The organism is Stenotrophomonas sp. FR010 (assembly GCF_047520755.2).
In the GTDB taxonomy this organism is placed as follows: domain Bacteria; phylum Pseudomonadota; class Gammaproteobacteria; order Xanthomonadales; family Xanthomonadaceae; genus Stenotrophomonas; species Stenotrophomonas sepilia.
In genome coordinates this window covers 37,357-61,655 of sequence record NZ_JAXBQT020000008.1, presented here as the reverse complement: position 1 = coordinate 61,655, position 24,299 = coordinate 37,357, and the positions used below count along the sequence as shown (strand labels likewise).

20 protein-coding genes are annotated in these 24,299 nt (G+C 66.2%); 8 read left to right on the top strand and 12 right to left on the bottom strand.

Annotated elements, in window-relative coordinates; translation table 11 throughout:
• Window positions 1-3: 3 nt before the first annotated feature.
• Complete coding sequence (locus ACM0PK_RS09315) at window positions 4-1,152, bottom strand: fatty acid desaturase family protein (protein WP_005416924.1); 1,149 nt, start codon at window positions 1,150-1,152, stop codon at window positions 4-6.
• 11 nt (window positions 1,153-1,163) lie between these two features.
• Window positions 1,164-2,234, bottom strand: a complete 1,071-nt coding sequence (locus ACM0PK_RS09310) for a ferredoxin reductase (protein ID WP_172412121.1) — start codon at window positions 2,232-2,234, stop codon at window positions 1,164-1,166.
• Between the two features lie 92 nt (window positions 2,235-2,326).
• Between ACM0PK_RS09310 and fabR the strand changes: the two genes are divergently transcribed.
• The 3 genes from fabR to ACM0PK_RS09295 all read left to right on the top strand — a co-directional run bounded on the left by fabR (window position 2,327) and on the right by ACM0PK_RS09295 (window position 5,958).
• Window positions 2,327-2,983: an HTH-type transcriptional repressor FabR gene (gene fabR, locus ACM0PK_RS09305; protein ID WP_180885353.1), complete on the top strand. Its 657-nt coding sequence runs from the start codon at window positions 2,327-2,329 to the stop codon at window positions 2,981-2,983.
• A gap of 277 nt (window positions 2,984-3,260) precedes the next feature.
• Complete coding sequence (locus tag ACM0PK_RS09300; protein WP_111200601.1) at window positions 3,261-5,420, top strand: TonB-dependent receptor plug domain-containing protein; 2,160 nt, start codon at window positions 3,261-3,263, stop codon at window positions 5,418-5,420.
• Window positions 5,410-5,958, top strand: a complete 549-nt coding sequence (locus ACM0PK_RS09295; RefSeq protein ID WP_111200602.1) for a thioredoxin-like domain-containing protein — start codon at window positions 5,410-5,412, stop codon at window positions 5,956-5,958. The genes ACM0PK_RS09300 and ACM0PK_RS09295 overlap by 11 nt, the downstream gene beginning before the upstream one ends.
• A 78-nt stretch (window positions 5,959-6,036) precedes the next feature.
• Here ACM0PK_RS09295 and mntR read toward each other — a convergent pair whose 3' ends face one another.
• The gene (gene mntR, locus ACM0PK_RS09290; protein WP_005416934.1) at window positions 6,037-6,501 is read right to left on the bottom strand and encodes a manganese-binding transcriptional regulator MntR; all 465 of its coding nucleotides are present in this window, start codon (window positions 6,499-6,501) and stop codon (window positions 6,037-6,039) included.
• Window positions 6,502-6,618: 117 nt separating this feature from the next.
• Here mntR and ACM0PK_RS09285 point away from each other — a divergent pair, with 117 nt between their 5' ends.
• Complete coding sequence (locus tag ACM0PK_RS09285; RefSeq protein ID WP_053500922.1) at window positions 6,619-7,950, top strand: Nramp family divalent metal transporter; 1,332 nt, start codon at window positions 6,619-6,621, stop codon at window positions 7,948-7,950.
• 86 nt (window positions 7,951-8,036) lie between these two features.
• On the opposite strand, the gene ACM0PK_RS09280 is transcribed toward ACM0PK_RS09285, so the two are convergent.
• The 4 genes from ACM0PK_RS09280 to ACM0PK_RS09265 all read right to left on the bottom strand — a co-directional run bounded on the left by ACM0PK_RS09280 (window position 8,037) and on the right by ACM0PK_RS09265 (window position 12,342).
• A complete protein-coding gene (locus ACM0PK_RS09280; RefSeq protein WP_005416939.1) occupies window positions 8,037-8,363 on the bottom strand; it encodes a thioredoxin family protein in 327 nt (108 codons plus the stop codon).
• Window positions 8,335-8,802, bottom strand: a complete 468-nt coding sequence (locus ACM0PK_RS09275; RefSeq protein ID WP_414607589.1) for a flavodoxin — start codon at window positions 8,800-8,802, stop codon at window positions 8,335-8,337. Before ACM0PK_RS09275 ends, ACM0PK_RS09280 begins: the two co-directional genes overlap by 29 nt.
• 25 nt (window positions 8,803-8,827) lie before the next feature.
• Complete coding sequence (locus tag ACM0PK_RS09270; protein WP_414607588.1) at window positions 8,828-9,868, bottom strand: ribonucleotide-diphosphate reductase subunit beta; 1,041 nt, start codon at window positions 9,866-9,868, stop codon at window positions 8,828-8,830.
• Between the two features lie 110 nt (window positions 9,869-9,978).
• Entirely contained in the window at window positions 9,979-12,342 is a 2,364-nt protein-coding gene (locus ACM0PK_RS09265) for a ribonucleoside-diphosphate reductase subunit alpha (protein WP_414607587.1), read from the bottom strand.
• A 432-nt stretch (window positions 12,343-12,774) separates the two neighbouring features.
• Between ACM0PK_RS09265 and ACM0PK_RS09260 the strand changes: the two genes are divergently transcribed.
• Window positions 12,775-13,752: a zinc-binding dehydrogenase gene (locus ACM0PK_RS09260; RefSeq protein ID WP_414607586.1), complete on the top strand. Its 978-nt coding sequence runs from the start codon at window positions 12,775-12,777 to the stop codon at window positions 13,750-13,752.
• Between the two features lie 233 nt (window positions 13,753-13,985).
• Window positions 13,986-16,613: a TonB-dependent receptor gene (locus tag ACM0PK_RS09255; protein ID WP_414607585.1), complete on the top strand. Its 2,628-nt coding sequence runs from the start codon at window positions 13,986-13,988 to the stop codon at window positions 16,611-16,613.
• Between the two features lie 110 nt (window positions 16,614-16,723).
• Here ACM0PK_RS09255 and betT read toward each other — a convergent pair whose 3' ends face one another.
• The 4 genes from betT to ACM0PK_RS09235 form a co-directional block, all read right to left on the bottom strand.
• Complete coding sequence (betT, locus tag ACM0PK_RS09250) at window positions 16,724-18,703, bottom strand: choline BCCT transporter BetT (protein WP_414607584.1); 1,980 nt, start codon at window positions 18,701-18,703, stop codon at window positions 16,724-16,726.
• Between the two features lie 196 nt (window positions 18,704-18,899).
• Window positions 18,900-19,280, bottom strand: coding sequence for a VOC family protein (locus ACM0PK_RS09245; RefSeq protein WP_414607583.1), 381 nt, complete (start codon window positions 19,278-19,280; stop codon window positions 18,900-18,902).
• Between the two features lie 96 nt (window positions 19,281-19,376).
• A complete protein-coding gene (locus ACM0PK_RS09240) occupies window positions 19,377-19,700 on the bottom strand; it encodes a DMT family transporter (protein ID WP_180885375.1) in 324 nt (107 codons plus the stop codon).
• Complete coding sequence (locus tag ACM0PK_RS09235; RefSeq protein ID WP_414607582.1) at window positions 19,700-20,053, bottom strand: SMR family transporter; 354 nt, start codon at window positions 20,051-20,053, stop codon at window positions 19,700-19,702. The genes ACM0PK_RS09240 and ACM0PK_RS09235 overlap by 1 nt, the downstream gene beginning before the upstream one ends.
• A gap of 160 nt (window positions 20,054-20,213) precedes the next feature.
• On the opposite strand from ACM0PK_RS09235, the gene ACM0PK_RS09230 reads away from it, so the two are divergent.
• Entirely contained in the window at window positions 20,214-21,065 is an 852-nt protein-coding gene (locus ACM0PK_RS09230) for a LysR family transcriptional regulator (protein WP_414607581.1), read from the top strand.
• 100 nt (window positions 21,066-21,165) lie between these two features.
• On the opposite strand, the gene ACM0PK_RS09225 is transcribed toward ACM0PK_RS09230, so the two are convergent.
• Complete coding sequence (locus ACM0PK_RS09225; RefSeq protein WP_180885381.1) at window positions 21,166-22,086, bottom strand: M14 family metallopeptidase; 921 nt, start codon at window positions 22,084-22,086, stop codon at window positions 21,166-21,168.
• Window positions 22,087-22,217: 131 nt separating this feature from the next.
• Here ACM0PK_RS09225 and ACM0PK_RS09220 point away from each other — a divergent pair, with 131 nt between their 5' ends.
• Window positions 22,218-24,299 (top strand): TonB-dependent receptor family protein, encoded by a 2,082-nt coding sequence (locus ACM0PK_RS09220; RefSeq protein ID WP_414607580.1) that lies wholly within the window; start codon window positions 22,218-22,220, stop codon window positions 24,297-24,299.

Sequence of the window (24,299 nt, the reverse complement as noted above, 5' to 3'; positions counted from 1 at the left end):
CGATCAGCCCGCGTTGGCCGATGCCGGTGCGGACATGATGTCCGGCATCGGCAGGCGGCGCGGCTTGCTCGGGAATGCGTGGCGCAGGATGCGCCAGACCACCTGGCCGAACTGGCGCGGCAGCGAGCCGTTGTTGTAGTGCTGGCCGTAGCGGCGGCAGATGTCCTTCACTTCCTTGGCGATGGCCGCATAGCGATTGGCCGGCAGATCCGGGTAGAAATGGTGCTCGATCTGGTGGCTGAGGTTGCCCGACAGCACGTTGATCAGGAAGCCACCGCTGATGTTGGACGAACCGCGCAGCTGGCGCAGGTACCAGTGGCCGCGCGACTCATTGCGCAGGCACTCTTTGGGGAAGGTTTCCGATTCGGCGGTGAAGTGCCCGCAGAAGATGATCACGTAGGTCCAGATGTTGCGCAGGCCGTTGGCAACCAGGTTGCCCAGCATCACGGTGAGGAAGAACGGACCCGCCAGCAGCGGGAAGAACACGTAGTCCTTCAGCACCTGGCGCAGCATCTTGCGCGCCACCGGGCGGGTCTGCAGCCACATCGCACGGGCACTCATGCGGCCCTTCAGCCAGCGGCCAAGGCGAAGGTCCTGCGCGGCCACGCCCCACTGGAACAGCAGTGCGAAGATCGGCGCGATGATCGGCTGCAGCAGGTAGAACGGCTTCCAGCGCTGTTCCGGGAAGATGCGCAGCAGGCCGTAGCCGATGTCATCGTCCATGCCACGCACATTGGTGTAGGTGTGGTGGCGGAAATTGTGGGTCTTGCGCCAGTTGTCGGCGGTGGCAACGATGTCCCACTCGTAAGTGTTGCCATTGAGCTTGGGATCACCGGTCCAGTCGAACTGGCCGTGCATCACGTTGTGGCCCAGCTCCATGTTCTCCAGGATCTTCGACAGCGCCAGCAGCAGCGTGCCGGTGATCGCGGCCGGCCACAGCAGCGGCATCCAGAACAGCGGCGAAAACGCCGCCAGGAACAGCAGGCCACGGCCACCCACGCCGAACCAGCGCACGGCGGCGGCCACGCGGCGGATGTAGCGGGTATCGGAGGCGCCGAGGCTGCCGATCACACGGTCGCGGATCGCGTCGAGTTCCTCGCCGAAGGCATGCATCTCGGCAGTACTCAGGGCACGGTCGGTGGCGCGGGTCATGGCAGGCGTCCTCAGAGATCCAGGGTCAGGTCGGTGGTCGGTGCGCTCACGCAGATCCGTACCGGCTGTGCCGATTCGGACTGCAGGTCGCCGGTGCGCAGGTGGCGGGTGGCGCCACTGACGCGGTCACAGCTGCAGGTGTTGCAGATGCCCATGCGGCAGCCATGCTTGGGCTTGATGCCATGGGCTTCGAGGCTTTCCAGCAACGAGCGGCCGCGCGGCACGCTGAGCTGGCGGCCACTGCGGGCAAGGGTCAGCGACACTTCGCCTTCGCTGCTGGCATCACGCAACGGCGCCGGCGGAGTGAACGCTTCCGCCTGGAAACCCGCAACCTGGTGCGCCAGGCGTTCGCGCGCAGCGGCAACGAATCCATCCGGGCCACAGGCCAGCACGTGGCGCTGCGCCAACGGGGTGTCATCGCCGGCCACCTGCAGATCGTGGGTATCGATGCGTGCGGCAGGCACATCACCCTCGCGGGTGGTCAGCAGGTGCACTCGCAGGTTCGGCTGGCGCGCGGCCAGTGCCTGCAGTTCATCACGGAACTGCAGCTGGGCGGCACTGCGCTCCCAGTAGAACAGGTCCACCGGCGCGGCCAGCGGGCGCTGGCAGGCTTCGCGCAGCAGGCTGCGCATCGGCGTGATGCCACTACCGGCCGCCAGCAGCAATACCGGAGCCGCGGCCGGCAGCTGGAATTCTCCGAACGCAGCCTCCAGGCGGAACAGCTCGCCCGGCTGCGCATGGTTGACCAGATGCTGGCTGACCCGGCCGCCCTCGACCGCCTTGACGGTGATCGCCAGTTCGCGCGGTCCCAGCGCAGTGGGGCTGTAGCTGCGCTGCCACAGGCGTCCTTCAATCTCCACGCCCAGGGTGACGTGCTGGCCCGCGCGCATGCCGGCCCAGTGCCGGTTGGTGCGCAGGACCAGGGTCGCCGCGCCCTCGCCGGCCGGCTCGCGCCGGACCAGGCGGGCCACCGGCTCACGCAGGGTCCACAGGGGATTGAGCTGGCCCGCCCAGAAATCGAACAGCGACGGCGAGACCCAGCGGTACGGAGAGAACAGGGATGGACGGACGACAGCGCTCATAGGCGCACTATACGGGCGCACATACACCTGTGTATACATGTGTATATTGAACCGAATTGGGTATGATTCAGCCTCGCCCCACCGGAACCGCCATGGCCGCCGCCACCGTCTTGTCGACGCCTGAAGATGCCAACAGCCCGGCCCGCCGTACGGTGAGCCGCGAGGATCTGCTGGCCGCCGCCCTGAAACTGATCGGGCCGCACCGCAGCCTGTCCACGCTCAGCCTGCGCGAAGTGGCACGCGAGGCCGGCATCGCGCCGAACAGCTTCTACCGGCAGTTCCGCGACATGGACGAACTGGCCGTAGCGCTGATCGACGCGGCCGGCCGCTCGCTGCGCACCATCATCGGCCAGGCGCGCCAGCGTGCCACCTCCACCGCCACCAGCGTGGTGCGGGTCTCGGTGGAGACCTTCATGGAACAGCTGCGCGCCGACGACAAGCTGCTGCACGTGCTGTTGCGCGAAGGCGCGGTCGGCTCGGACGACTTCAAGCACGCAGTCGAACGTGAGCTGCATTATTTCGAGGAAGAGCTGCAGCACGACCTGGTGCGCCTGGCCGCACTGGATGGCGCCGTACTGCATGCCCCCGAACTGGTGGCCAAGGCCATCACCCGGCTGGTGTTCGCGATGGGTGCCACCGCCATGGACCTGCCGCCGGAGAAGGATCCGGAGCTGGTCGAACAGATCTCCACGATGATCCGCATGATCATCGTCGGCGCCCGCACGCCCGCCGCATTCCGCCGCGGCTGACGATCGCGCCCTGGGGTCGGATCCCTTTCCAAAGGAAAGGGCTCTGACCCCAACCTCACTGCCCACACGGCAACTCCATCCTCCGGACATGACCACCGGCAGGTTTGTGGTTGTTTTATGTAATGTTATAACACTCACTGATCTGACCCGGCCGGCGCTCCACTCGGAATTGCTGCGGCTTCGTTATATAGCACTTGCTATATTGATAAGCCGCTGCTTCCATATGCATCAGCCAGGTCGCCCTCGCCGCCTTTCTTCCCCCAAGGACGACGCCCTCATGTGCTCTATCCCCCACCGCTTCCGAAGGTTGCCGCTGGCCGCCGCCATTGCCCTGGCCCTGCCGCTGCCTGCACTGGCTGACACTCCGAAACCGACCGAACTGGACCGTGTGCAGGTCAAGGTCAGCACCGCCACGCGCAGTGAACGCCTGCTGTCGGACGTGCCGATCCGCACGGAAGTGCTGCGCAAGGAAGACATCGCGCTGCGCGCGGCCACCGACTTCTCGCGCGCCGCCGAGCTGATCAACGGCCTGCGCGTGGAGAGCAACTGCCAGAACTGCAACACCAGCGAAGTACAGCTGCTGGGCCTGCCCGGCGCCTACAACCAGCTCCTGTTCGATGGCATCCCGCTGCTGTCCACGCTGGGCAGCGTGTACGGCCTGGAACAGATCCCGGCCGGGTTCGTCGACCGCATCGAAGTGGTCAAGGGCGGTGGCTCGTCGCTGTACGGACCGGGCGCGGTTGCCGGTGTGATCAACCTGATTCCGCCGCTGCCGACGCGCAGCGGTGGCCATGTGCAGGCCGGCGTGGATGTGCTGGAGGGTACACCTCAGAAGAACGCCGACGTTCGACTGGACCTGGTCGCCAAGGACGCAGACGCCGGTCTGTCGGTGATTGCCCAGCGCAACTGGAACAGTGGCATCGACTACAACGGTGACGGCTACACCGAGATCACCCGCAAGAACCTCAAGGTCGGCGGGCTGCAGGCCTGGTACGCGCCCACGCCGGGCACGCGGCTGCGCCTGGACCTGCAGGTGACCGATGAAACCCGCCGCGGCGGCAATCGCCTGGACCAGCCAGAGTACCTGGCCAACATCGCCGAATCGCTGGATACGAAATACCGCCGCGGCAGTGTGTCGTGGGACCAGGAGATCACCGCCGACGTCGATTTCCGCCTGGCCTACGCCTTCGCCGACATCGACCGCGACAGCTTCTACGGCGGCCTGGGCGACGTGGTCACCGACCCCTCGGCGCCCGGCCATGACCCGTTGCAGCTTGACCGCAACCTGGCCGGCAGCGCGGCCTCGCGTTCGTGGCGCCAGTACGGCCGCACCCACAACCCGCTGCACTACATCGACAGCCAGTTGAACTGGCGCCGCGGCGCGCATGCGCTGGCCTTCGGTGTGCAGTACAAGCACGAGGCGCTGCGCGACGACAACCGCACCGGTGACGGGCAGCGTCTCGCGGTGCTGGAGGATGCGACCTTCCACAACCTGGGCGCCTTCATCCAGGACGAGTGGAGCCTGCGCGACAACGTCGACCTGGTACTGGGCGCACGCGTGGACAAGAGCTCGGAGCTGGACAGCGCGGTGTTCTCGCCGCGCATCGCGCTGGCCTGGCAGGCCACTCCGAACCTGAAATGGCGGGCGGGCGTCGCCACCGGTTTCCGTGCACCGGAGATTTTCGTCGAGGACGTACATGTCGATACCCTCGGTGGCGAGCAGGTGCGCGTGCGCAACACCGATGGCCTGAAAGAGGAACGCGCGTTGACCACCCTGTTCGGCTTCGACTGGCGTTCGGACCCGGCCAATCCGGTGTGGAGCTGGGATGCCACCGCCTCCTATGCACGCATCCGCGACACCTTCGCGCTGGGCGAGATCCAGCGCGGCGATGACGGCCAGCTGAGCCAGCTGCGCTACAACGCTTCCGGCTCCAACGTGCTGGGCGCGGAAACCAACCTCGGCTGGCAGCCGTCGCCGCAGTGGCGCCTGACCGCCGGTGCCTCGTGGTACCGCTCACGCTTCCGCGAACCGCAGCGCATCTTCGATGACACCGGCGACGGCGGTGACACCGTGATCGAAAGCCGCGACTACCTGAAGACACCGCGCTGGACCGGCCTGGCACAGCTCAGCTGGATTCCGGCCGAACCGTGGGAAACCTTCGTCGCGCTGCGCCATACCGGGCCGATGTCGGTGCTGAACAACCGGCTGGGCGAGCTGCACCGCACGCGGTCATTCCTGGTCACCGACCTCGGAGCGCGCTGGCACCGCCATCTGGGCACGCAGGCGCAGCAGGAAGTGTCGGTGGCCGCGGGCGTCAAGAACGTGTTCGATCAGCGCCAGAAAGATCTGGAAGTGGGCGCGCTGCGTGACAGCGACTATGTCTACGGGCCGCGCTTTGCACGTTCGTGGTACGTCAACCTGCGCTATGCGTTCTGAAGCTCTGCGAGCGTTGGTGCTGGCCTGTGCCGTGCTGCTGGCCGCACCGGCGATGGCTGCGGACCTGCACGCGCAGGTTTCGGCCTCGCTGATGCGGCCGGAGCAGCGATCGCTACGGCCGATGCAGTGGTCGTCGCCGCCGAAACTGGTGGCGCTGTACTTCGGCGCCGACTGGTGTGCACCGTGCCATGCCTTCGTACCCACGCTGCGCAGCGTGCGTGATGCCCTGCGCCAAGCCGGCGCCGATACCGAAGTGGTGTACGTCAGCCAGGATGAGAGCGAGAGCGCGCTTCGCCGCTACATGCACGCGCAGGACATGCCGTGGCCGGTGCTGGACCCGCGCCGCGCCGCGCGCATGCCGGCACTGCAGGCATTGGCCGGATTGGCACCACCGAACCTGGTGCTGATCGATGCGGATGGGAAGGTGCTGGCCAACGGATGGCAGGGCCGGCGCTATGAAGGCCTGCAGCCAGTGTTGAAGGAATGGACGAAACGCGCGTGCGCGCAACAGCAGGCGCGCTGCCCGCCTGGATTGTAGATCCACGCCATGCGTGGATGCTCCCTGTCATCGCGCGAACAGCAGCCGAGCATGGCTCGGCTCTACAGGAAACGTGGCTCAGCCGCCCTCGGCCCTGCGCACGAATGCCTCGAACAACGCCAGCGTCTGTTCGCTGACATGGTGCTCGATGCCCTCCGCATCGCGCCGCGCGGTGTCTGCGTCCACGCCCAGCGCCAGCAGGAAACGCTCCACGGTCTGGTGCCGCTGGCGGCTGGCATGGGCCAGCGCCTCGCCTTCCGGGGTCAGGAACACGCCGCGGTACGGCCGCTGCACCACCCAACCATCACGGGCCAGGCGCCGCAGCATCTTCGCCACGGTGGGCTGGGCCACACCCAGGCGCGTGGCAATGTCGACCTGGCGGGCCTCGCCGCCATCGGCCAGCAGGTCCGAAATCAGCTCGACATAGTCCTCCACCAGTTCCATCCGGTGCGCCTCGCGCACTTGCCGGAAGCTCTCGACCTGGCGCTCGGCCTCGATCAAGGGGGTGCTTTTCAGCGATGTCGAATCGTCGGTCTTGCCCACGCCTGCGCCTGTCCTTCCGGGGTGATCCAGTGTTGAACCTGAATTCTGGACCAGTAACGCGATAAAGACGATTGTTTCACATTGCTAATGACTATAGCAGGAGCTATATTCGGACCCATGAACACCCTGGCGCCCCGCGACCCTTCGGCCTCCACTCCGGCCAGCCTGGGTGCGCTCAACGCCTCGGTCGCGGTGCCCGACAAGGGCCATTGGTGGTTCCGCCTGCTGGCCTTCCTTGGTCCGGGCTACATGATCTCGGTCGGATACATGGACCCAGGCAACTGGGCCACCGACCTCGCCGGCGGTTCGCGCTTCGGCTACCTGTTGCTGTCGGTCATCCTCATTTCCAACCTGATGGCGGTGATCCTGCAGGCGCTGTCGGCACGGCTCGGCATCGCCACCGGCATGGACCTCGCGCAGGCCTGCCGCGCCCGCTACCCGAAGCCGGTGAACCTGGCGCTGTGGGCGCTGTGCGAGGCGGCGATCATCGCCTGCGACCTGGCCGAGGTGATCGGCACCGCGATCGCGCTGAAGCTGCTGTTCGACCTGCCACTGCTCTGGGGCGCGGTGATCACTGCGCTGGATACGCTGCTGGTGCTGCTGCTGATGAACCGCGGCTTCCGTGCGCTGGAAGCCTTCGTGATCGCGCTGCTGATGGTGATCTTCGCCTGCTTCGTGGTGCAGATCGCGATGGCTGCGCCGCCAGTGATGGCGGTGCTGGGAGGCTTCATTCCGCGCGCGCAGGTGGTGACCGATCCGCACGCGCTGTACATCGCGATCGGCATCATCGGTGCCACGGTGATGCCGCACAATCTCTACCTGCATTCGTCCATCGTGCAGACCCGCGCCTACCCGCGTACCAATGAAGGCCGCCGCAGTGCGCTGCGCTGGGCGGTTACCGATAGCACTCTCGCGTTGACACTCGCATTGTTCATCAACGCCAGCATCCTGATCCTGGCGGCGGCGGTGTTCCATGCCAATGGTCGTTTCGACGTGGAAGACATCGAGCAGGCGCACCAGCTGCTGGCGCCGATGCTGGGCGTGGGCGCGGCGGCGACGTTGTTTGCGATCGCGTTGCTGGCCTCCGGCCTGAACTCGACGGTGACCGCGACGCTGGCCGGCCAGATCGTGATGGAAGGTTTCCTGCACCTGCGAATGCCGCCGTGGCTGCGACGGCTGATCACCCGCGCACTGGCGATCATTCCGGTGGTGGTGGTGATCCTGCTGTTCGGCGACCAGGGCGCGGTGAAGCTGCTGGTGCTGAGCCAGGTGGTGCTGTCAATGCAGCTGCCGTTCGCGATCATCCCGCTGGTACGGATCGTGACCGACAAGGTGACGATGGGGGCGCTGGTGGCCCCGCGCTGGCTGGGCGCGATCGCCTGGGTGATCGCGCTGGTGATCGTGGTGTTGAACGTGAAGCTGCTGGTGGATACCTTCAACGGCGCATAGCGTGAAATGCCAGGGCGCCGCTGTAGAGTCGAGCCATGCTCGACTCATCGCACCCGGCACGAACAGCAGCCGAGCATGGCTCGGCTCTACAGATGCAGCGCGATCGCGGCCTCGATCTGTTGCGGCGACTGGAACCCGGCCAGGCGCGTGCGTTCGTTACCATCACGGAACAGGGACAGCGTCGGCGTCTGCCGCAGCCCCAGTTCCCTGAAGAACGCCTCACCCAGCACTTCCAGCTGCACGCGAAGCAAGGTGGTGCCCTGCCCCGCCACGCTGTTGGCCACGCGGTGCAGCGACACTTCCAGCATCCGGCACCCGGGGCACTGGTCCTTGTGGAAATCCACCAGCACCCGCGGGTGCTCGGCCAGCAGCTGCTGGAACTGCTCAGGCGTGGTGGCGTCGATGATCTGCATCGTGGTTGCTCCAGTAGTGGGCCAGGACCGCATCGGTCCAGGCGTCGATGGCTTCGGCATGACGCTCGCCATGCGGCATCTGTTCGATCTCCAGCGGCGGGTAGTCGCTGCGGAAATAGCGGATCAGCCGGTGCACGGCACCACAGTAGTACTCCTGCCCCCACTGCGTTTCGCCGGTGCCGAACACCGCCAGCTGGCGTGGCTGCTGACCGCGCTCGGCAATGCCAGCCACCCACGCCTTCATCTCCGCTGGCGTGCGCCCGGCGTTGTCGGTCCAGCAGCCCAGCAGCACCAGGTCGGCCTCGCCGGCAGCCAGCGGCGGCGCCTGCCGCAGGTCGTCGGCCTCCTGCCAGTGCACCGCATGACCTGCGGTGCGGCAGCGCTCGGCGATCTGCCGGCCGAGCTCGCGGGTGTTGCCGCTCAAGGAGGCGACCACCATCAGGATGCTCAGCGCGGTGCCGGGCTCAGAGGTCGTCGAAGCCGTTGTCGACGTTGGTCTTCTTGTAACTTGCATTGCGCATCTCGAAGAAGTCGGTCTTGGTCTCGGTGAAGTTGTCGGCGTAGGCCCTGATCCAAGGCATCACGTTGTCGGTGGTGTCGCAGTACAGGCGCTCGATGCCGAGCATGCCGGCCATCTTGTTGGCGCGGTACTTCACGTAGCGCACCATCTCGTCCACGTCGATGCCATCGATGCCATCCAGCACCTCTGACGACCACTGCGTCTCAAGTTCGATGGCATGTTCGAATGACTGGTGCACATAGGCGGTCAGCTCGTTGGTCTGCAGCTCCGGGTTCTCGCCGATGATGGCGCGGATCAGCTCACTGATGAACTTGGTATGCGCCAGCTCGTCGCGATTGATGAAGCTGATGATCTTGCCGGTACCGTTCATGCGGTTCTGCCGCACCATGTTGTAGAAGTACGCGAACCCGGAATAGAAATTGATGCCCTCCAGGATCGACGACTGGATCAACGACTTGAGCAGGGTCTCGGCGGTCCTCTCGCGCATGAAATCGTCATACGCGCCCATGATTGGGGCATTGCGCTTGATGATGGTCGGGTGGGTGCGGGCGATCTCGAAGATCCGGTTCTGGTTCGGCAGGTCGGTGATCGAGGCCAGCACGTAGCTGTAGCTCTCGTTGTGGATCACTTCCTGCTGGCCGATGATGGCTGCGTTGGCATGCGCGGCCGGGTCGGTGATGTACTCGGCCACGTTGTAGATGAAGCGCGTCTGCGGTGAATCCAGCGTGGCCAGCAGGCCGATGATTGAATCGTAGGCGTTCTTTTCGCGCCCTGACAGCTCGCCGTACTGGCGCGCATCCAGCTTCATGTCCACTTCGTCGGGAATCCAGAAGTTGGTCGACAGCTCCTTGTAGGCCCGATAGAACGACGGGTACGGGATATCGTTCCAGTTGAGGATGCCGCTGGTCTGGCCGTTGATGATGCCGGTGCTGCGGTTGGGATGGCGTGGTTCGAGGATCCTGATGCGATCGAGGGGGGTTGCCATGGTCGTCTGCCTTCGTGTTACGTGCGTTGCGGATGTAGAGCCGAGCCCGCGCTCGGCTGTTCTTCGCGTCTGAGCCGAGCGCGGGCTCGGCTCTACAGCGGTCGCAGCGGTCAGCTTGAACACCACTCGCATTCGCTGATGTCGATGTCGTTGGAGCGCACGTAGTAGGTGGTCTTCAGGCCTTCGCGCCAGGCGCTCAGGTGCAGCTCCAGCAGCGTGCTCGCACGGATGGTGCTGGGCACGTACAGGTTGAAACTGATCGACTGGTCGACATGCCGCTGGCGGCGCGCGTTCTGGCGCACGCTGGCGAACTGGTCGACCTTGTAGGCGCCCTTCTCGTAGTACGGCCAGGTCTCCAGCGACAGTCCCGGTGCTGCCACCGGCCGCCGGAAGTCCTTCTTCTCCTCGTAGTAGAACGCGCTGTAGATCGGGTCGATCGAAGCGGTGGAACCGGCAATCTGCGCGGTGCTCATGTTCGGCGCCACGGCCAGCAGCCATCCGTTGCGCAGGCCGTGCGTGGCGACCTCGCGGGCCAGGCTGTCCCATGCGGCGCCAGTGTAGTCGCGGTCACGGAAGTAGCGCCCGTTGTGCCAGTCGCTGCCCGCGAACATCGGGTAGCTGCCCTTCTCCTGCGCCAGTTGCGCGCTGGCCTGGATGGTCAGGAAGTTGATGCGTTCGTAGAGACGGTCGGCCAATTCTTCGGCATCCGGAGATTCCCACTGGATCGCCTGCTGCGCCAGCAGGTGGTGCCAACCGAACGTGCCCAGGCCGATGGCGCGGTACTTGCGGTTGGTGATCGTGGCCTGCGGCACCGGCAACGCATTGAGGTCGATCACGTTGTCGAGCATGCGTACCTGGATCGGGATCAGGCGCTCCAGCACATCGGTGGCCAGCAGGTCATCCGGCGCACTGATTGCCCGGCCGAGGTTGATCGAGGACAGGTTGCAGACCACGAAGTCACCGGCGCGGCGCGTGGTGACGATCTGGTCGCCGCTGACGATCTCCTGGATCATCCGCGTCGGGCTCATGTTCTGCAGGATCTCGGTGCACAGGTTGCTGGAATAGATCATGCCTGCGTGCTTGTTCGGATTCCTGCGATTGACCTCGTCGCGGTAGAACAGGAACGGGTTGCCGGTCTCCAGCTGGCTGAGCATGATCCGCTTGAACAGATCAATGGCCTTCACCGTTCGGCGGCTGATGCGCTCATCGGCCACCAGCTCGGCATAGCGGTCGCGGAAGCTGCCCGAACCGCGCTTCTCATCGTAGAAGTCCTGCAGGTACCAGCCCTTGGCCTGCTTCACCTCGTGCGGGTCGAACAGGTACCAGTCGGCGCGGCGCTCGACCGCTTCCATGAACAGGTCGGGTACGCACACCGAGGTGAACACATCGTGCGCGCGCAGGCGCTGGTCACCGTTGTTGAGGCGCAGGTCCATGAAGGCTTCGATGTCGCGGTGCCAGATGTCCAGGTACACCGCCACCGCGCCCTTGCGCTGGCCAAGCTGATCAACCGACACCGCCGTGTTGTTGAGCTGCTTGATCCACGGCACCACGCCACCGGAGGAATTGGCCACGCCGCGGATCGGCGCACCGCTGCTGCGCACGTAGCCCAGGTAGGCGCCAACACCGCCGCCGTGCTTGGACACGCGCGCGATATCGGTGTTGGAGTCATAGATGCCCTGCAGGCTGTCGTCCACCGTGTCGATGAAGCAGCTGGACAGCTGGCCGCCCACCTTGCCGGCGTTGGCCAGGGTCGGCGTAGCCACCGTCATGTACAGGTTGGACAGCGCCCAGTACGCCTCGCCGACCAGCTGCATGCGGCGTTCGCGCGGCTTTTCCTCCTGCATCAGGTACAGCGCAATGGTCAGCCAGCGCTCCTGCGGCAGTTCATAGACCTCGCGGCTGCGGTCGCTGGCCAGATAGCGGGTGGCCAGCAGGTACAGGCCGTTGTAGGCGAACAGGCGGTCGCGTTCCGGATCGATCATCTCACCGGCCTGCTGCAGCTCTTCCTTCGAATAGCAGCGCAGGATGTCGTTGCTGTAGATGCCGCGGTCAGCCAGGCTTTCCTGCAGGCCCACGTAAGAGCCGTACTTCAGGCTGACATCGTAGAAGCGGTTGCGGCTGGCACGCTTGTACAGGCGGCGCAGGTAGATGCGCGCGGCGAACTGTTCCCACTCGGGCGCGACCAGGTCCACCCGCGATTCGGCCTCGCGGATCAACAGATCGACCAGGTCATCGGCGCTGATGCTGGGCTTGCGCTCGACCATTGCCTGCACCACGCGGCGGTAGTCGCTCACATCCAGCTGCGGGAACTCGGCATGCACGGCATCGATGCTGCGCTGCAGGCGCTCGGCGTCGAACGGCAGGCGGCGGTTGCCGGCCTCCTTGGTGATCCAGGTCGGTACGCGCTCGCCACCGGCGCGCAAGGCGTCGCCAGCGCCGGCCGGATCGGTCACGCGGAAGGTACTGTCGGTCATGGTGGTGAAACTCCAGGCTCGCACGCGCATTGGCGCTCGATGCCATGGCGGCCCTGGACGCGATACCGGCGCACGGGGCGAACGGGTGGATTGCCAGGGTGCGGGAACGTAGGTCGTCGGCATCTGCCTGCGCCTGCGGCCGGTATCCGGGCCGTGGGGGGCGACCTGCGTCCGCACGATGGCGGCCGCGTCGACACGGCAAGCCTTCAGGGGCGGGCCGCGGGACGTTTGCTGCATGTCCGGCGGCGGCGGCTGACCGGGAGTGACGGCCACAACATAGTGGGGATGACGCGCACCGTCAACACAAGATGCGGTAATCACGACATGCCGCGACGATCAGTCGCAGGATGCCGTGTTGCAGCAGCGACGCCTTGTCGACATGCCCTGCGTCCCCAGTTCGGTACAACATCCACTTTCCCCGGAACACCGTCCATGCGCGCTGCCCAGTACTCCTCCTTCGGCAACCCGGCCGACGTCCTCGCCATTGCCGATGCCGCCCTGCCCGAGCCCGGTCCCGGCGAGGTGCGCATCCGCACCGTGCTGGCCTCGATCCACAACCACGACCTGCTGACCGTGCGTGGCCTCTACGGGTACAAGCCGACACTGCCTGCGATCGGTGGCAGTGAAGCACTGGGCGTGGTCGATGCACTCGGCGATGGCGTGGACGGCCTGCAGATCGGTCAGCGGGTTGCCGCCGCCTCGGTGCACGGTACCTGGGCCGAAGCGTTCATTGCACCGGCACGCATGGTGATTACGATGCCGGAGGCGATCCCGGACGAGATGGCCGCACAGCTGATCGCCATGCCGCTGAGCGCGCTGATGCTGCTGGAGTTCCTGCACGTCGAAGCAGGCCAGTGGATCGTGCAGAACACCGCCAACGGCGCGGTCGGCAAGTCGCTGGCGATGCTGGCAAAGGCGCGTGGCGTGCATGTGGCCAACCTGGTGCGCAACGCCGCTGCCGTGGCGCAGTTGCAGGCGCTGGGCATCGATCATGTGTTCGACACCTCGTTGGACGGGTGGAAGGATCGCGTTCGTGAAGCGACCGGCGAAGCACAGGCGGCGGCCGCCGTGGATTCCATCGGCGGCGACGCCAGCGGTGACCTGGTCGACCTGCTCGGCCACAACGGCACGCTGGTGTCGTTCGGGGTGATGAGCGGCGAACCGATGCGCATCCCGGCCGGCGGCCTGATCTACAAGGAAGCGACGGTGAAGGGCTTCTGGGGCAGCAAGGTCAGCCAGGCGATGGCGGTGGAGGACAAGCGCCGGCTGGTGGGCGAGCTGCTGAAGCGTGCTGCTGGCGGCGAGCTGACGCTGCCGGTGGAGCAGATCTTCGCGCTGGACGACATCGCCCAGGCAGCGAAGGTCGCAGGAGGCTCGGGCCGCAACGGCAAGGTGCTGCTGCGGCCGTGATGGGCTGGCATTGCCTTCTGTAGAGCCGAGCCATGCTCGGCTGCTTTGCGGTCAGTGTGCGCAGCCGAACGTAGGCTCGGCTCTACAGGAGCGTGCGGACCAAATGCTCCGCACTCCTCGCTCCGTTCATTAAGAACCTGTGCTGTATAACTGAATGCGCTTTCGTCATTGGAAGGCGCATGTACCTGCGTGCGGTACTGACGGCTCCTCCCCCGTTTGGCGTTGTCGCTTCCATGTACCGCACCACCCTGAACCTGCTAGCCGGCGCCATTGCGCTGAGCCTCACCGCCGGCGCTGCCGGCGCCGCTGAATCGGCCGATACCGGCAAGGACAGCACCACCCTCGGCACCGTGCTGGTGACCGGCTCCAACATCAAACGCAGCGACACCGCCGGGCCGAACCCGGTGCAGATCGTCAGCCGCGAACAGATCGAGCAGACCGGCCGCTCCACCCTCACCGACGTGCTGCGCAATCTGTCGGCCAATGCCGGCAACAGCTTCGACGAGCAGTACACGGGCAGCTTCGCCGCCGGCTCTGCCTCGATCGGCCTGCGTGGCCTGTCACCGAAGAACACGCTGGTGCTGGTCAACGGCTACCGCGTGTCCAACTTCGGCTTCGCACTCAATACCCAGGACACGTTCGTCGACCTCAACGCGTTGCCGATCAGCGCCGTCGAGCGCATCGAAGTGCTCAAGGACGGCGCCTCGGCGGTGTACGGTTCCGATGCCATCGCCGGGGTCATCAACATCATCCTGCGCAGGAACTTCCAGGGCGTGGAAGTCGGTGGCGGCTTCGGTACCGCCACCCAGGGCGGCTTGAACGAACGCAAGGCCAACCTGTTGGCCGGCTTCGGCGACCTGGAGCAGCAGGGCTGGAACGTGCTGTTCGGCTTGGACCTGCTCAAGCGCGATCGCCTCGACGCCGACCAGCGCGCCTATACCCGCAGCGGCGATTTCCGCGACAAGCCCGGCGGACGCCTGGCCGGCTGGTCCACCGCCGGTGGCAACTGGCTGTCCAACCCACGTGCACCTCAGCCGTTCGCCAACTGCCCCGAGGGCAGGCAGCTGCGCCCGTACAGCGACTTCGGCAGTACCCTGCCCGGCCAGGCCTGCGCCTTCAATGCGCAGCCGTTCAAGACCCTGCAACCCGGCGCCGAGCGCCTGCAGGCCTCGTTGAGTGCAACCTACCGCTTCAATGACAGCGTGGAGGCCTTCGCCGATGTGCTGTACAGCCACAACAAGGCCGACCAGATCTTCAGCGCGCCGCTGACCGTCGGCCCCGGCCTGCGCGCCTACAACCCGGCCAGCGGCACGCTGATCGATGTGCCGGCGGTGCTGCCGGTCGGCCATCCCAACAATCCGGGCAGCACGCCGCTGCCGTTCGAGTACACCTTCTTCGATCTCGGCCCGCGCCTGAAGGACAACACGCAGGTGTTCTACCGTGCCCTGGCCGGCGTGCGCGGCAGCGGTGAACGCTGGGACTGGGAAGTCGCGGCGCTGACCTCGCAAAGTGCGCAGCGCGAGTACGTCGACAATTTCGTCAACCGCTATGCGTTCGAACAGATCCTGCGCGACGGAAGCTACAACTTCCTCAACCCGTCCGCCACGCCGGGCGCGCTGGATGCACTGCGCCTGCAGACCAAGCGCCCGGGCTGGTACAGGCTGCACTCCTTGAACGTGAAGGCCTCGACCTCGCTGTGGGAGCTGCCGGCCGGTGCGGTCGGCTTCGCCTGGGGTGCCGAGTTCCGCAAGGAATCGCTTGACGCGCGCACCAGCGCGCAGGTGCTGTCGGGCACCGAACTGCGCCCGGCCATCAACGTGGTGAACGGCGAGCGCCAGGTCAGCGCCGCCTACGCCGAACTGAGCGTACCTCTGCACCGCACGCTGGAACTGCAGGTGGCCGGCCGTGGCGACCACTACGACGACTTCGGCGAGGCGTTCTCGCCGAAGGTGGCGCTTCGCTGGCAGCCGCTGGACAGCCTGCTGCTGCGCGGCTCGTTCTCGCGCGGCTTCCGTGCACCGTCGCTGCCGGAAATCGCACCCGGCCAGACCGTCAGCTATGGCTCGGTGATCGATCCGCTGGATCCGCTGCAGCCCGGCGGCAGCCGTGGCGTCACCAACATCCGCACCGGCAACCCCGACCTGAAGGCCGAACGCTCGCGCAACTTCAACGTGGGTGCGGTGTGGTCTCCGGATGGTGATACCAGCATCGGCCTGGACTGGTACCGCATCGAGCAGGACAACCTGGTCAAGCCGGACAGCGCGCAGTTCATCGTCGACAACCCGACCCGGTTCCCGGGCCGCGTGCAACGTGATGCGCAGGGACGCATCCAGTTCATCACCAACCAGTACGCCAACCAAGGGGAGTTGACCACTTCGGGGCTGGATCTGGACGCCAGCCGCACCTTCCGTACCGACGGCTGGGGCAACTTCACCGTGGCCGGCAGCTGGACCCACCTGCTCAGTTTCAAGCAGCCGCTGGTGGCCGGCCAGTCGCCCTATGACGGGGCCGGCAACAACCGCCACGGCGCGCTGCCGCGTACGCGCGGCACCACGTCGCTGAACTGGGCGGTCGGTGACTGGAGCAGCACGCTGAGCCTGCAGTACGTGAGCGGCTACGACCAGCGCGTGGCGACGGCGACCAGCAATCCGGGGCTGCGTGACCGCGTCAAGCCGTATCACCAGCTGGACCTTTACGTGGCGTACGAGGGAATTCCGAATACCACGCTGTCGCTGTCGGTGCTGAACCTGACCGACAAGGATCCGCCGTTCGATCCGGCTGGCGGTTCCAACGGCTTCGACATCAGCCAGTACAACCTGCGCGGACAGTTCGTCTCGCTGGGTGCGCGCTACCGGTTCTGATAAGCCAGCTGTAGAGCCGGGGCCATGCTCGGCTGCTCTTCGGCAACAGGAAGCCGAGCATGGGCTCGGCTCTACAGAGGTGTGCGGACCAACGGTCCGCACCCACCGCATCACCTGCTCAGGTGCAGGAACTGCAGGTGCCGTTCGTACTGGCTGATGATGTCGTTGATGATCTGCTTGCGGCTGTAGCCCACCAGGTCGTAATCCTGGCTGCCTTCGAACAGGTGCACCTCGGCGCGGTAGTAGCGCTGGTTGCGCAGCTGCTGTGCGGCGAACGACGGGGTCAGGTAACCGCTCAGGATCACCCGGTACAGGAAGTCCTGCTGCTCGCCGTGGTTCACCGTCAGCTCCATGTCGCCGGCCTCGAAGCGGGTGGATACATCCCAACCCTGCCCGCGCAGCTGTTCGGCCACCGCCTCCATCGCCGGCTTCACGGTGTCATCCATGAAGCGGTAGACCTGGTCGCGCACCGGGAAGTGCATGGCCTGGCTCAGGCGCTGGCGCCAGCCCTGATGATGGCGATCGTCTCCGATCAACGGCGACGGCCGGTACTGCAGCGCGCGCTTGCGGTGCGACTCGTCACTGAACGCGCGGGTCAGGCCCCACATCATCAGCAGCAGGATCGCCGAGAACGGCAGCGATGCCAGCACCACCGCCGATTTCAATGCATCGATGCTGCCGGCCAGCAACAACCCTGCGGTCAGCACCGCAATCACTGTGCCCCAGAACACCCGCAGCCAGCGCGGACCATCGTCTTCGGGTGATCCACCATGCGACGACAGCGTGGACAACACCACCGCCCCCGAATCAGCGGAGGTCACGAAGAAGATGAAGCTCACCAGCACCGTCACCGCGATCACCGTGCGGCTCCACGGGTAGCCATCCAGCAGTGCATACAACACGGTCGGTGGGTCATCCACCGCCAGCTGCGCCAGTTGCTGCTGGCCGTGGTGGAGCACCTGGTCCAGCGCGCTGTTGCCGAAGATCGACAGCCAGGCCAGGGTGAAGCCGAGCGGGATCAGCAGCACCCCGAACACGAATTCGCGGATGGTGCGGCCACGTGAGATGCGCGCGATGAACAGGCCGACGAACGGTGCCCAGCCGATCCACCAGGCCCAGTAGAACACCGTCCAGCCGCCCAGCCATTCCGGTCGGCCGCCATAGGCGTACACATCGAAACTCTTGCCGATCACGCTGCCCAGGTAGTCGCCCAGGTTCTGCATCAGCGTGCTGAACAGGTACTGCGTCGGCCCGGCGAACAGCATGAACTGCACCAGCGCGATCGCCAGCAGCATGTTGATGTTGGCCATCCAGCGCACGCCCTTCTCGACGCCGGACACGGCCACGGCCACGGCCGCGCCCATCATGCTGACCACCAGGATGATCTGCACCAGATTGGAGTGCGGAATGTCGAACAGGTGCGAGAGGCCGGCATTGAGGTGCAGCACGCCGAAGCCCATGTCGGCACCGATGCCGAATACGGTGGCGACGATGCCCAGCGCATCCACGGTGTAGCCGATCGGGCCATTGATGCGCTTGCCGATCAGCGGGTACAGCGCCGAGCGCAGGGCCAGTGGCAGGTTGTGGCGATAGGCGAAGTAGGCCATCGCCATCGCCGCCAGCGCGAACACGCCCCAGCCGTGCAGGCCCCAGTGCAGGAACAGCAGCTGCATGGCCTGGCGCGCGCCAGCCTCGCCTGCGGCCGGATCGCCCTGCGGCGGCTGCAGGTAGTGGGTCAGCGGTTCGGATACGCAGAAGAAGAACAGGGTGATGCTGATGCCGGCGGCGAACAGCATGCCGGCCCATGAGAGGTAACTGAACTCCGGCTCGTCATGGTCGGCACCCAGCTTGATGCCACCGTACTTGGACAGCGCCACGCCCACCACGAACACCAGGTACAGGGTCATGGCCAGCAGGTAGTACCAGCCGACGTTGAGGGCGGCCCAGTCCTGTGCCTTGAGCAGAAGGCGGCCCGCGCCGAGCGGGAACAGGCTGACGAACAGCGCGAACGCCACGACAACGATCGCCGCGAAGGCGAACACAGGCCGAAGGGTGCGCACCGGGGATTGTTGCGGCTCCAGTACTTCCATGGGGCGGCGTTCTCCGGTAGATCAAAGGGTTAGCCGACCGATTCTGGCTGAACCGCAGTGGACAGAGCATGAAGTTGCGGCCTGTGGTCGCAGGCCCGTCCGCTCATTCCGTGGTATCACGCGCGCGCTGCGACGCACCCTTGCTTGCACGGGCCGCGCGCACCGCCTGCGGCGCGGCCACGCGCATCCTGTCCGATCACGACATTACATGCACCGCACACAGCTTGTTGCCATCCGGGTCACGCAGATAGGCCAGGAACACCTGCCGACCGGACATGTTGCGGACGCCGGGCGGATCTTCGATGGGGGTGCCACCGTGAGCCACTCCAGCTTCCTGCCAGGCACGCACGGCCTCTGCACTGCCCAGACTGAAACCGATGGTGCCACCGTTGGCATGGCACGCTGGCTGCCCATCGATCGGCGCGGTTACACCGAACATCCGCCCATCCTTGAAGTACAGCAGCCGTCCCTTCTCGTCGAACACGCCCGCACGCGCGTCCATCGCGGCGAACAGGGCGTCGTAGAAGCGACGTGCGGCATCCATGTCGTTCGTTCCTACGGTGATGTGGCTGAACATGCGGGCACTCCATGTGGAAAACCGCAGTGTCGATGAGCATGGGCGACTTCGCAAATCGCTGCATCATCGCCGCCCCGCTCGCGACCGGACGTGCTGCTACTTGGCGGTGCTGAGCAGCAGTACCGCCGCCGTGACCAGGGCGATGCCAACCCAGCCGATCGGCCGCAGGCGGTTACCGAACAACAGGCGGCCGCAGCTGGCGGTGCCGATCACGCCGATCGCCCCCCACATCGCATAGGCCGTGGCCAGATCCAGGTAGCGTACGGCCTGGCCCAGCAGGGCGAAGGCAATCCAGACCAGGACGATCGCGCCGACGCCCCAGCGCCAACGACGGAAACCTTCCGACTTGGCCACCATCATGTTGGCGGCGACGTCGATCAACGCCGAGCAGATCACGAAAAACAGGGCCAGGGTATTCATCAGTGCGCCTCCCCGAGGGTGACGCAGACGATGCCGACCACCGCCAACACCAGACCGGCCAGCTGCTGCAGCGACAGGCTTTCACCGAACACGGTGAGGCCGACCACGGTCAGCAGGGTCAGGCCGAGGCCTTCCCACACCGCGTAGGCCACGCCCACGGCGATGCGGCGCACCGACTGCGCCAGGAAGAAGTAGGACAGCGCCAGTGCGCCGGCCATGATCAGGTAGCCGCTCCAGCCGCCGTCGCGGGCGGCATGGGCCATGAACGAGGTGCCGACCACCTCGGCGATGATCGCCACGGTCAGGCAGGCCCAGGCGGCCAGCGCGCCACGGGCGGGAACAGTACGGGACATGTGAAGCTCCTTACAGGGCGGGGACCGCGCCGCCTCCTCAATGGGTCCACGGCATGCGTGGAGGGTCCGGAACGCCCCGCAGACAGGGGCGACGACGGGCAGTATCATCGCCTTTTACGGTGGCATCAAAATAGATCCCATCGACAGGAGCGATGGATCAATGCCCTATTCCCCTGAATCCCTGCAGGCCTTCGTGGAAGCCGCCGCGCTGGGCTCGTTCTCAGCGGCGGCGCGCCGCCTGCGCAAGACCCAGTCAACGGTCAGTACCGCCATTGCCCATCTGGAGGCCGACCTGGGGGTGAGCCTGTTCGACCGCAGCGGGCGCTACCCCCGGTTGACCGAGGCCGGGCGCCAGGTCCTCGGCCATGCCCAGGAAATCCTCGCCGCCGATGCCCGCCTGCAGCAGTTGAGTGTGCGCCTGGCCGCGCCGGTCGAAGCGCGGCTGACCGTGGTGTTCTCCGACGTGTACCAGCTCGATCCGGAGCAGCGCGTGCTGCAGCGCTTTGCCGAAGCATTCCCGGAGATCGAACTGGAATGGCTGGATGCCGAAGGCGATGACGTGCTGGGGCTGGTCGGCAGCGGCCGCGCCGCGCTGGGCCTGCTGCCGCAACAGGAAAGCTATCCGGATGGCCTGATGGCCCGGCCGTTGGCCCATCACAGCGAACTGTCAGTGTACGTGGCGCGCGAGCACCCACTGGCCAGCGCCGGCCGTCGCAGCGCCGCACAGCTGGCGCGGCACCGGCAGGTGCGATTGAGTGCGGAGGTCGATCAATCCCACATCGTCACCGGCCTGGCCTGGACCGCCACCGACTATCTGATGGTGATGGAGATGGCCGAGGACGGCATCGGCTGGGCCGAACTGCCCCGCGCACTGGTGCAGCGTTACGACCGCGGGCGACTGGTGGAACTGACGCTGCCCGGCTGGCCGCGGCGCATCCACAGCGACCTGCTCTGGCGCCGCGACGCGCCGCCGGGACCGGCCGCACTGTGGTGGGCCGACGCGTTGGGATGACACGAAAAAGGGGACGGAGGGGATCAAGTCGTTTGTGCCACAAACGACTTGATCCCCTCCGTCCCCTTTTCAGTTGCCGGCCAGCGGCCGGTACTACCGGTCAACGATGGGCGATCGCGTAATCCAGCGCCGCGCACACCGCGGCCACCTGCGCGTCGTTGCACTGCTGCGGGGTCGCCCGTGGGCTGTCCGGGTAGACCTCGGTGGTCGTGGTGAACTTCGCACCGGTGATGCCCGCGCACAGTCCGAGCTTCACCAGCGGATACTCGATCACGCCGTGGGCCACCACCGGCGAGCCGATGATCTCGCCCTTGTCGTCGGCCGGGGCGATGTGGGTCACCTTTTCCACCGCAGCGATCACCGCCTGCTGGAAGGCCGGCTGCGGGTTCTCGCTGTCATCCACCAGGTAGAAGCCATCAGGGATCAGGCCCGGCTCGAACGGCTTGCCGTCACGTGCGGCCAGCGCTGGGCGGAACTCGCTCTCGTCGCTGTCGGTGGTTTCGTGCAGGTCGATGTGCAGCACGAACTGGCCCTTGTACGGCGCGATCAGATCGATCACCGCCGTTGATTCACGCGCCGGGCCATCGGCGCGGAAGTTGCGGTTCGGGTCGATCGCATCGAAGTTCCAGCGGTTGATGCGCTCGAAACCCCACGGGTTCACGCACGGCGCAACCAGCAGGTTGGCCTTGCCGGCATAGTCGGCGGCGTGCTTCTCGAGGAATTCCAGCGCGCCCATCACGCCGCTGGTCTCGTAGCCGTGCACGCCACCGGTGACCAGTGCGGCCGGCAGCGCCGGGTTCCAGTCGCGGCTGCGCAGGGCAAACAGGGTATAGGTCTCGCCGGCGTAGTCGAGTTGGCCATAGGCCACCTTGTCGAAGCGCGATGCGAGCGAATCGATGCGCGGCAGCACCTCCTTGTCATACCGACGCAGGCGCTGCTGGCGGCCACGCCACAGCTCCCGTTCCGCCGCTCCCCACGGTTGGCCAGGGGTTCCGACGGGGTAGAAGGCGGCTTGGGACATGGCGGATCTCAGCGGGTCAGGAAACAATCGCCCACTCTATCACCGGGGCACGGGCATGAACCGGGGGCGCATTCCAATAGCGAATGGAATCAGCAATAATTCTCATTTGCGACCTTCCACAACCTCTACCGATGGCCATCCACGCCCTGCAACCGGCCCGCCTGCCCCTGGCCGCTGCCCTCACCCTGTGCCTGCTTCCGGCCACCCGCGCCCTTGCCCAGGACAGCGCCGCTACGCTGGACAGCATCCAGGTCTCGGGCAGCTGGCTCGGCACCGGCCTGCATGACAGCGTCAAGCGCTTTGCCGGCGCACGCACGGTGGTCGACCGCCAGCGCATCGAGGCCAGCGGCGCGGCCAGCATCGGTGATGCCATGCGCCGCATCCCCGGCGTGCAGGTCACCGACAACTCCGGCACCGCCGGCAGTTCCGTGTCGCTGAACATCGGCGTTCGTGGCCTGACCGGCCGCTACTCGCCGCGTTCGACCGTGCTGCTCGATGGCGTGCCGCTGGCGGTGGCGCCGTATGGGCAGCCGCAGCTGTCGTTCGCGCCGGCCAGCCTGTCAAACATCGAATCGATCGACGTGGTGCGTGGTGGCGGCGCGGTACGCTACGGCCCGCAGAACGTGGGCGGCATCATCAACTTCAGTACCCGTGCCATTCCCACCGGCACCGGCCTGCATGGCGAAGCCGGTGTGCGCTACACCGCCTACGACCACGGCGGCGGCGACAGCACCCAGTACAACGCCTTCCTCGGCGGCACCGGCGACAATGGCCTGGGCGCGGCCCTGCTGTACTCCGGCCAGGATGGTCGCGGCTGGCGCCGGGGCAGCGATGACCGCTTCAATGATCTCGCGCTGAAGTTCGCCTACGCCATCGATGCGCAGCAGGAACTGCGCGCCAAGCTGTCCTACTACGATGTGCGCTCGCTGACCCCGGGCGGCCTGACCCGCAACCAGTACGAGGCCGATCCGTTCCAGAACACCCGCCCCACCGATTTCTGGAAGGGCCACCGCACCGGCATCGACCTGGGCTACACCAACACGCTGTCGGCCAACAGCGAGTTCGAGGTGCTGGCTTATTACAACGAGAGCACCCGTGCCAGCTCGCTGATCAACGCCGCCAACACCCAGTTGACCGTGCAGCCGCGCGACTACCGCGTGCTCGGCATCGAGCCGCGCTACACCCAGCGCCTGCATTGGGGTGCAAGCGTTCACGACATCACCGCCGGCTACCGTTTCCTGCGCGAACGTGGCAACGACCGCAGCTACACCGTCACCCGCCGCACCGGCGTGGCCGGCGCCACCAACCGCTTCGACAACGCCACCGATGCGCATGCGTTCTACATCGACGACCGCATCGCGATCGGCCAGTGGCGGATCACCCCGGGCGTGCGCATGGAGTGGATCGACATGGACCGCCGCCAGGCCGGTGGCGCGGCGACCTTCAGCAGCCGCAACGACAAGGCTCTGCCCTCGCTCAACATCGCTTATCTGCTGACTCCGCAGCTGACCGTGTTCGGCAACTACACCACCTCGTTCGGGCCGGTGCAGAACATCCAGCTCAATTCGCAGACGGCCAGCAACCCGCTGAACCCGGAAATCGCCAGGACCACCGAGCTGGGCGCGCGCTGGCAGGACGGCGCCCTGCGCGCGGAAGTGACCGTGTTCAAGATGCGCTTCGACAACCAGATCCTGCAGGTGCCGGGCATCACCCCGCCGACCTTCCAGAACATCGGCGCCACCGACCACAAGGGCGTGGAGAGCGCGGTGGAGTACCACTTCGCCGAGGACAGTGCGCTGGCCGGGTTGGAGCTGTACGCCAACTACACCTGGACCAAGGCGGTCCAGCAGTCCGGTGACAACCGTGGCCTGGACGTGCCGTTCTACTCGCGCGACACCGACAGCGTCGGCGCCCGCTACGCGCTGGCCGGCTGGACCTTCAATGTCTCCAGCACCCACCAGAGCGGCCAGTTCTCCGATGCCGCCAACACCTGGGAAGAAACCGCCGATGCGCGCGTGGGCCGCGTGCCGGGCGTGCGCCTGTGGAATGCGCAGGTGGCCTGGCAGGTGCCGGGCCTGGGTGACAGCGAGATCGCGCTGGGCGTGAACAACCTGGCCGACACGCGCTGGTACACCCGCAACGTCGATGGCAACGCCGGCCGCATGGTGGCCGCACCGCGCACCTTCTACGTGCAGGGTCGCTACCGCTTCTGA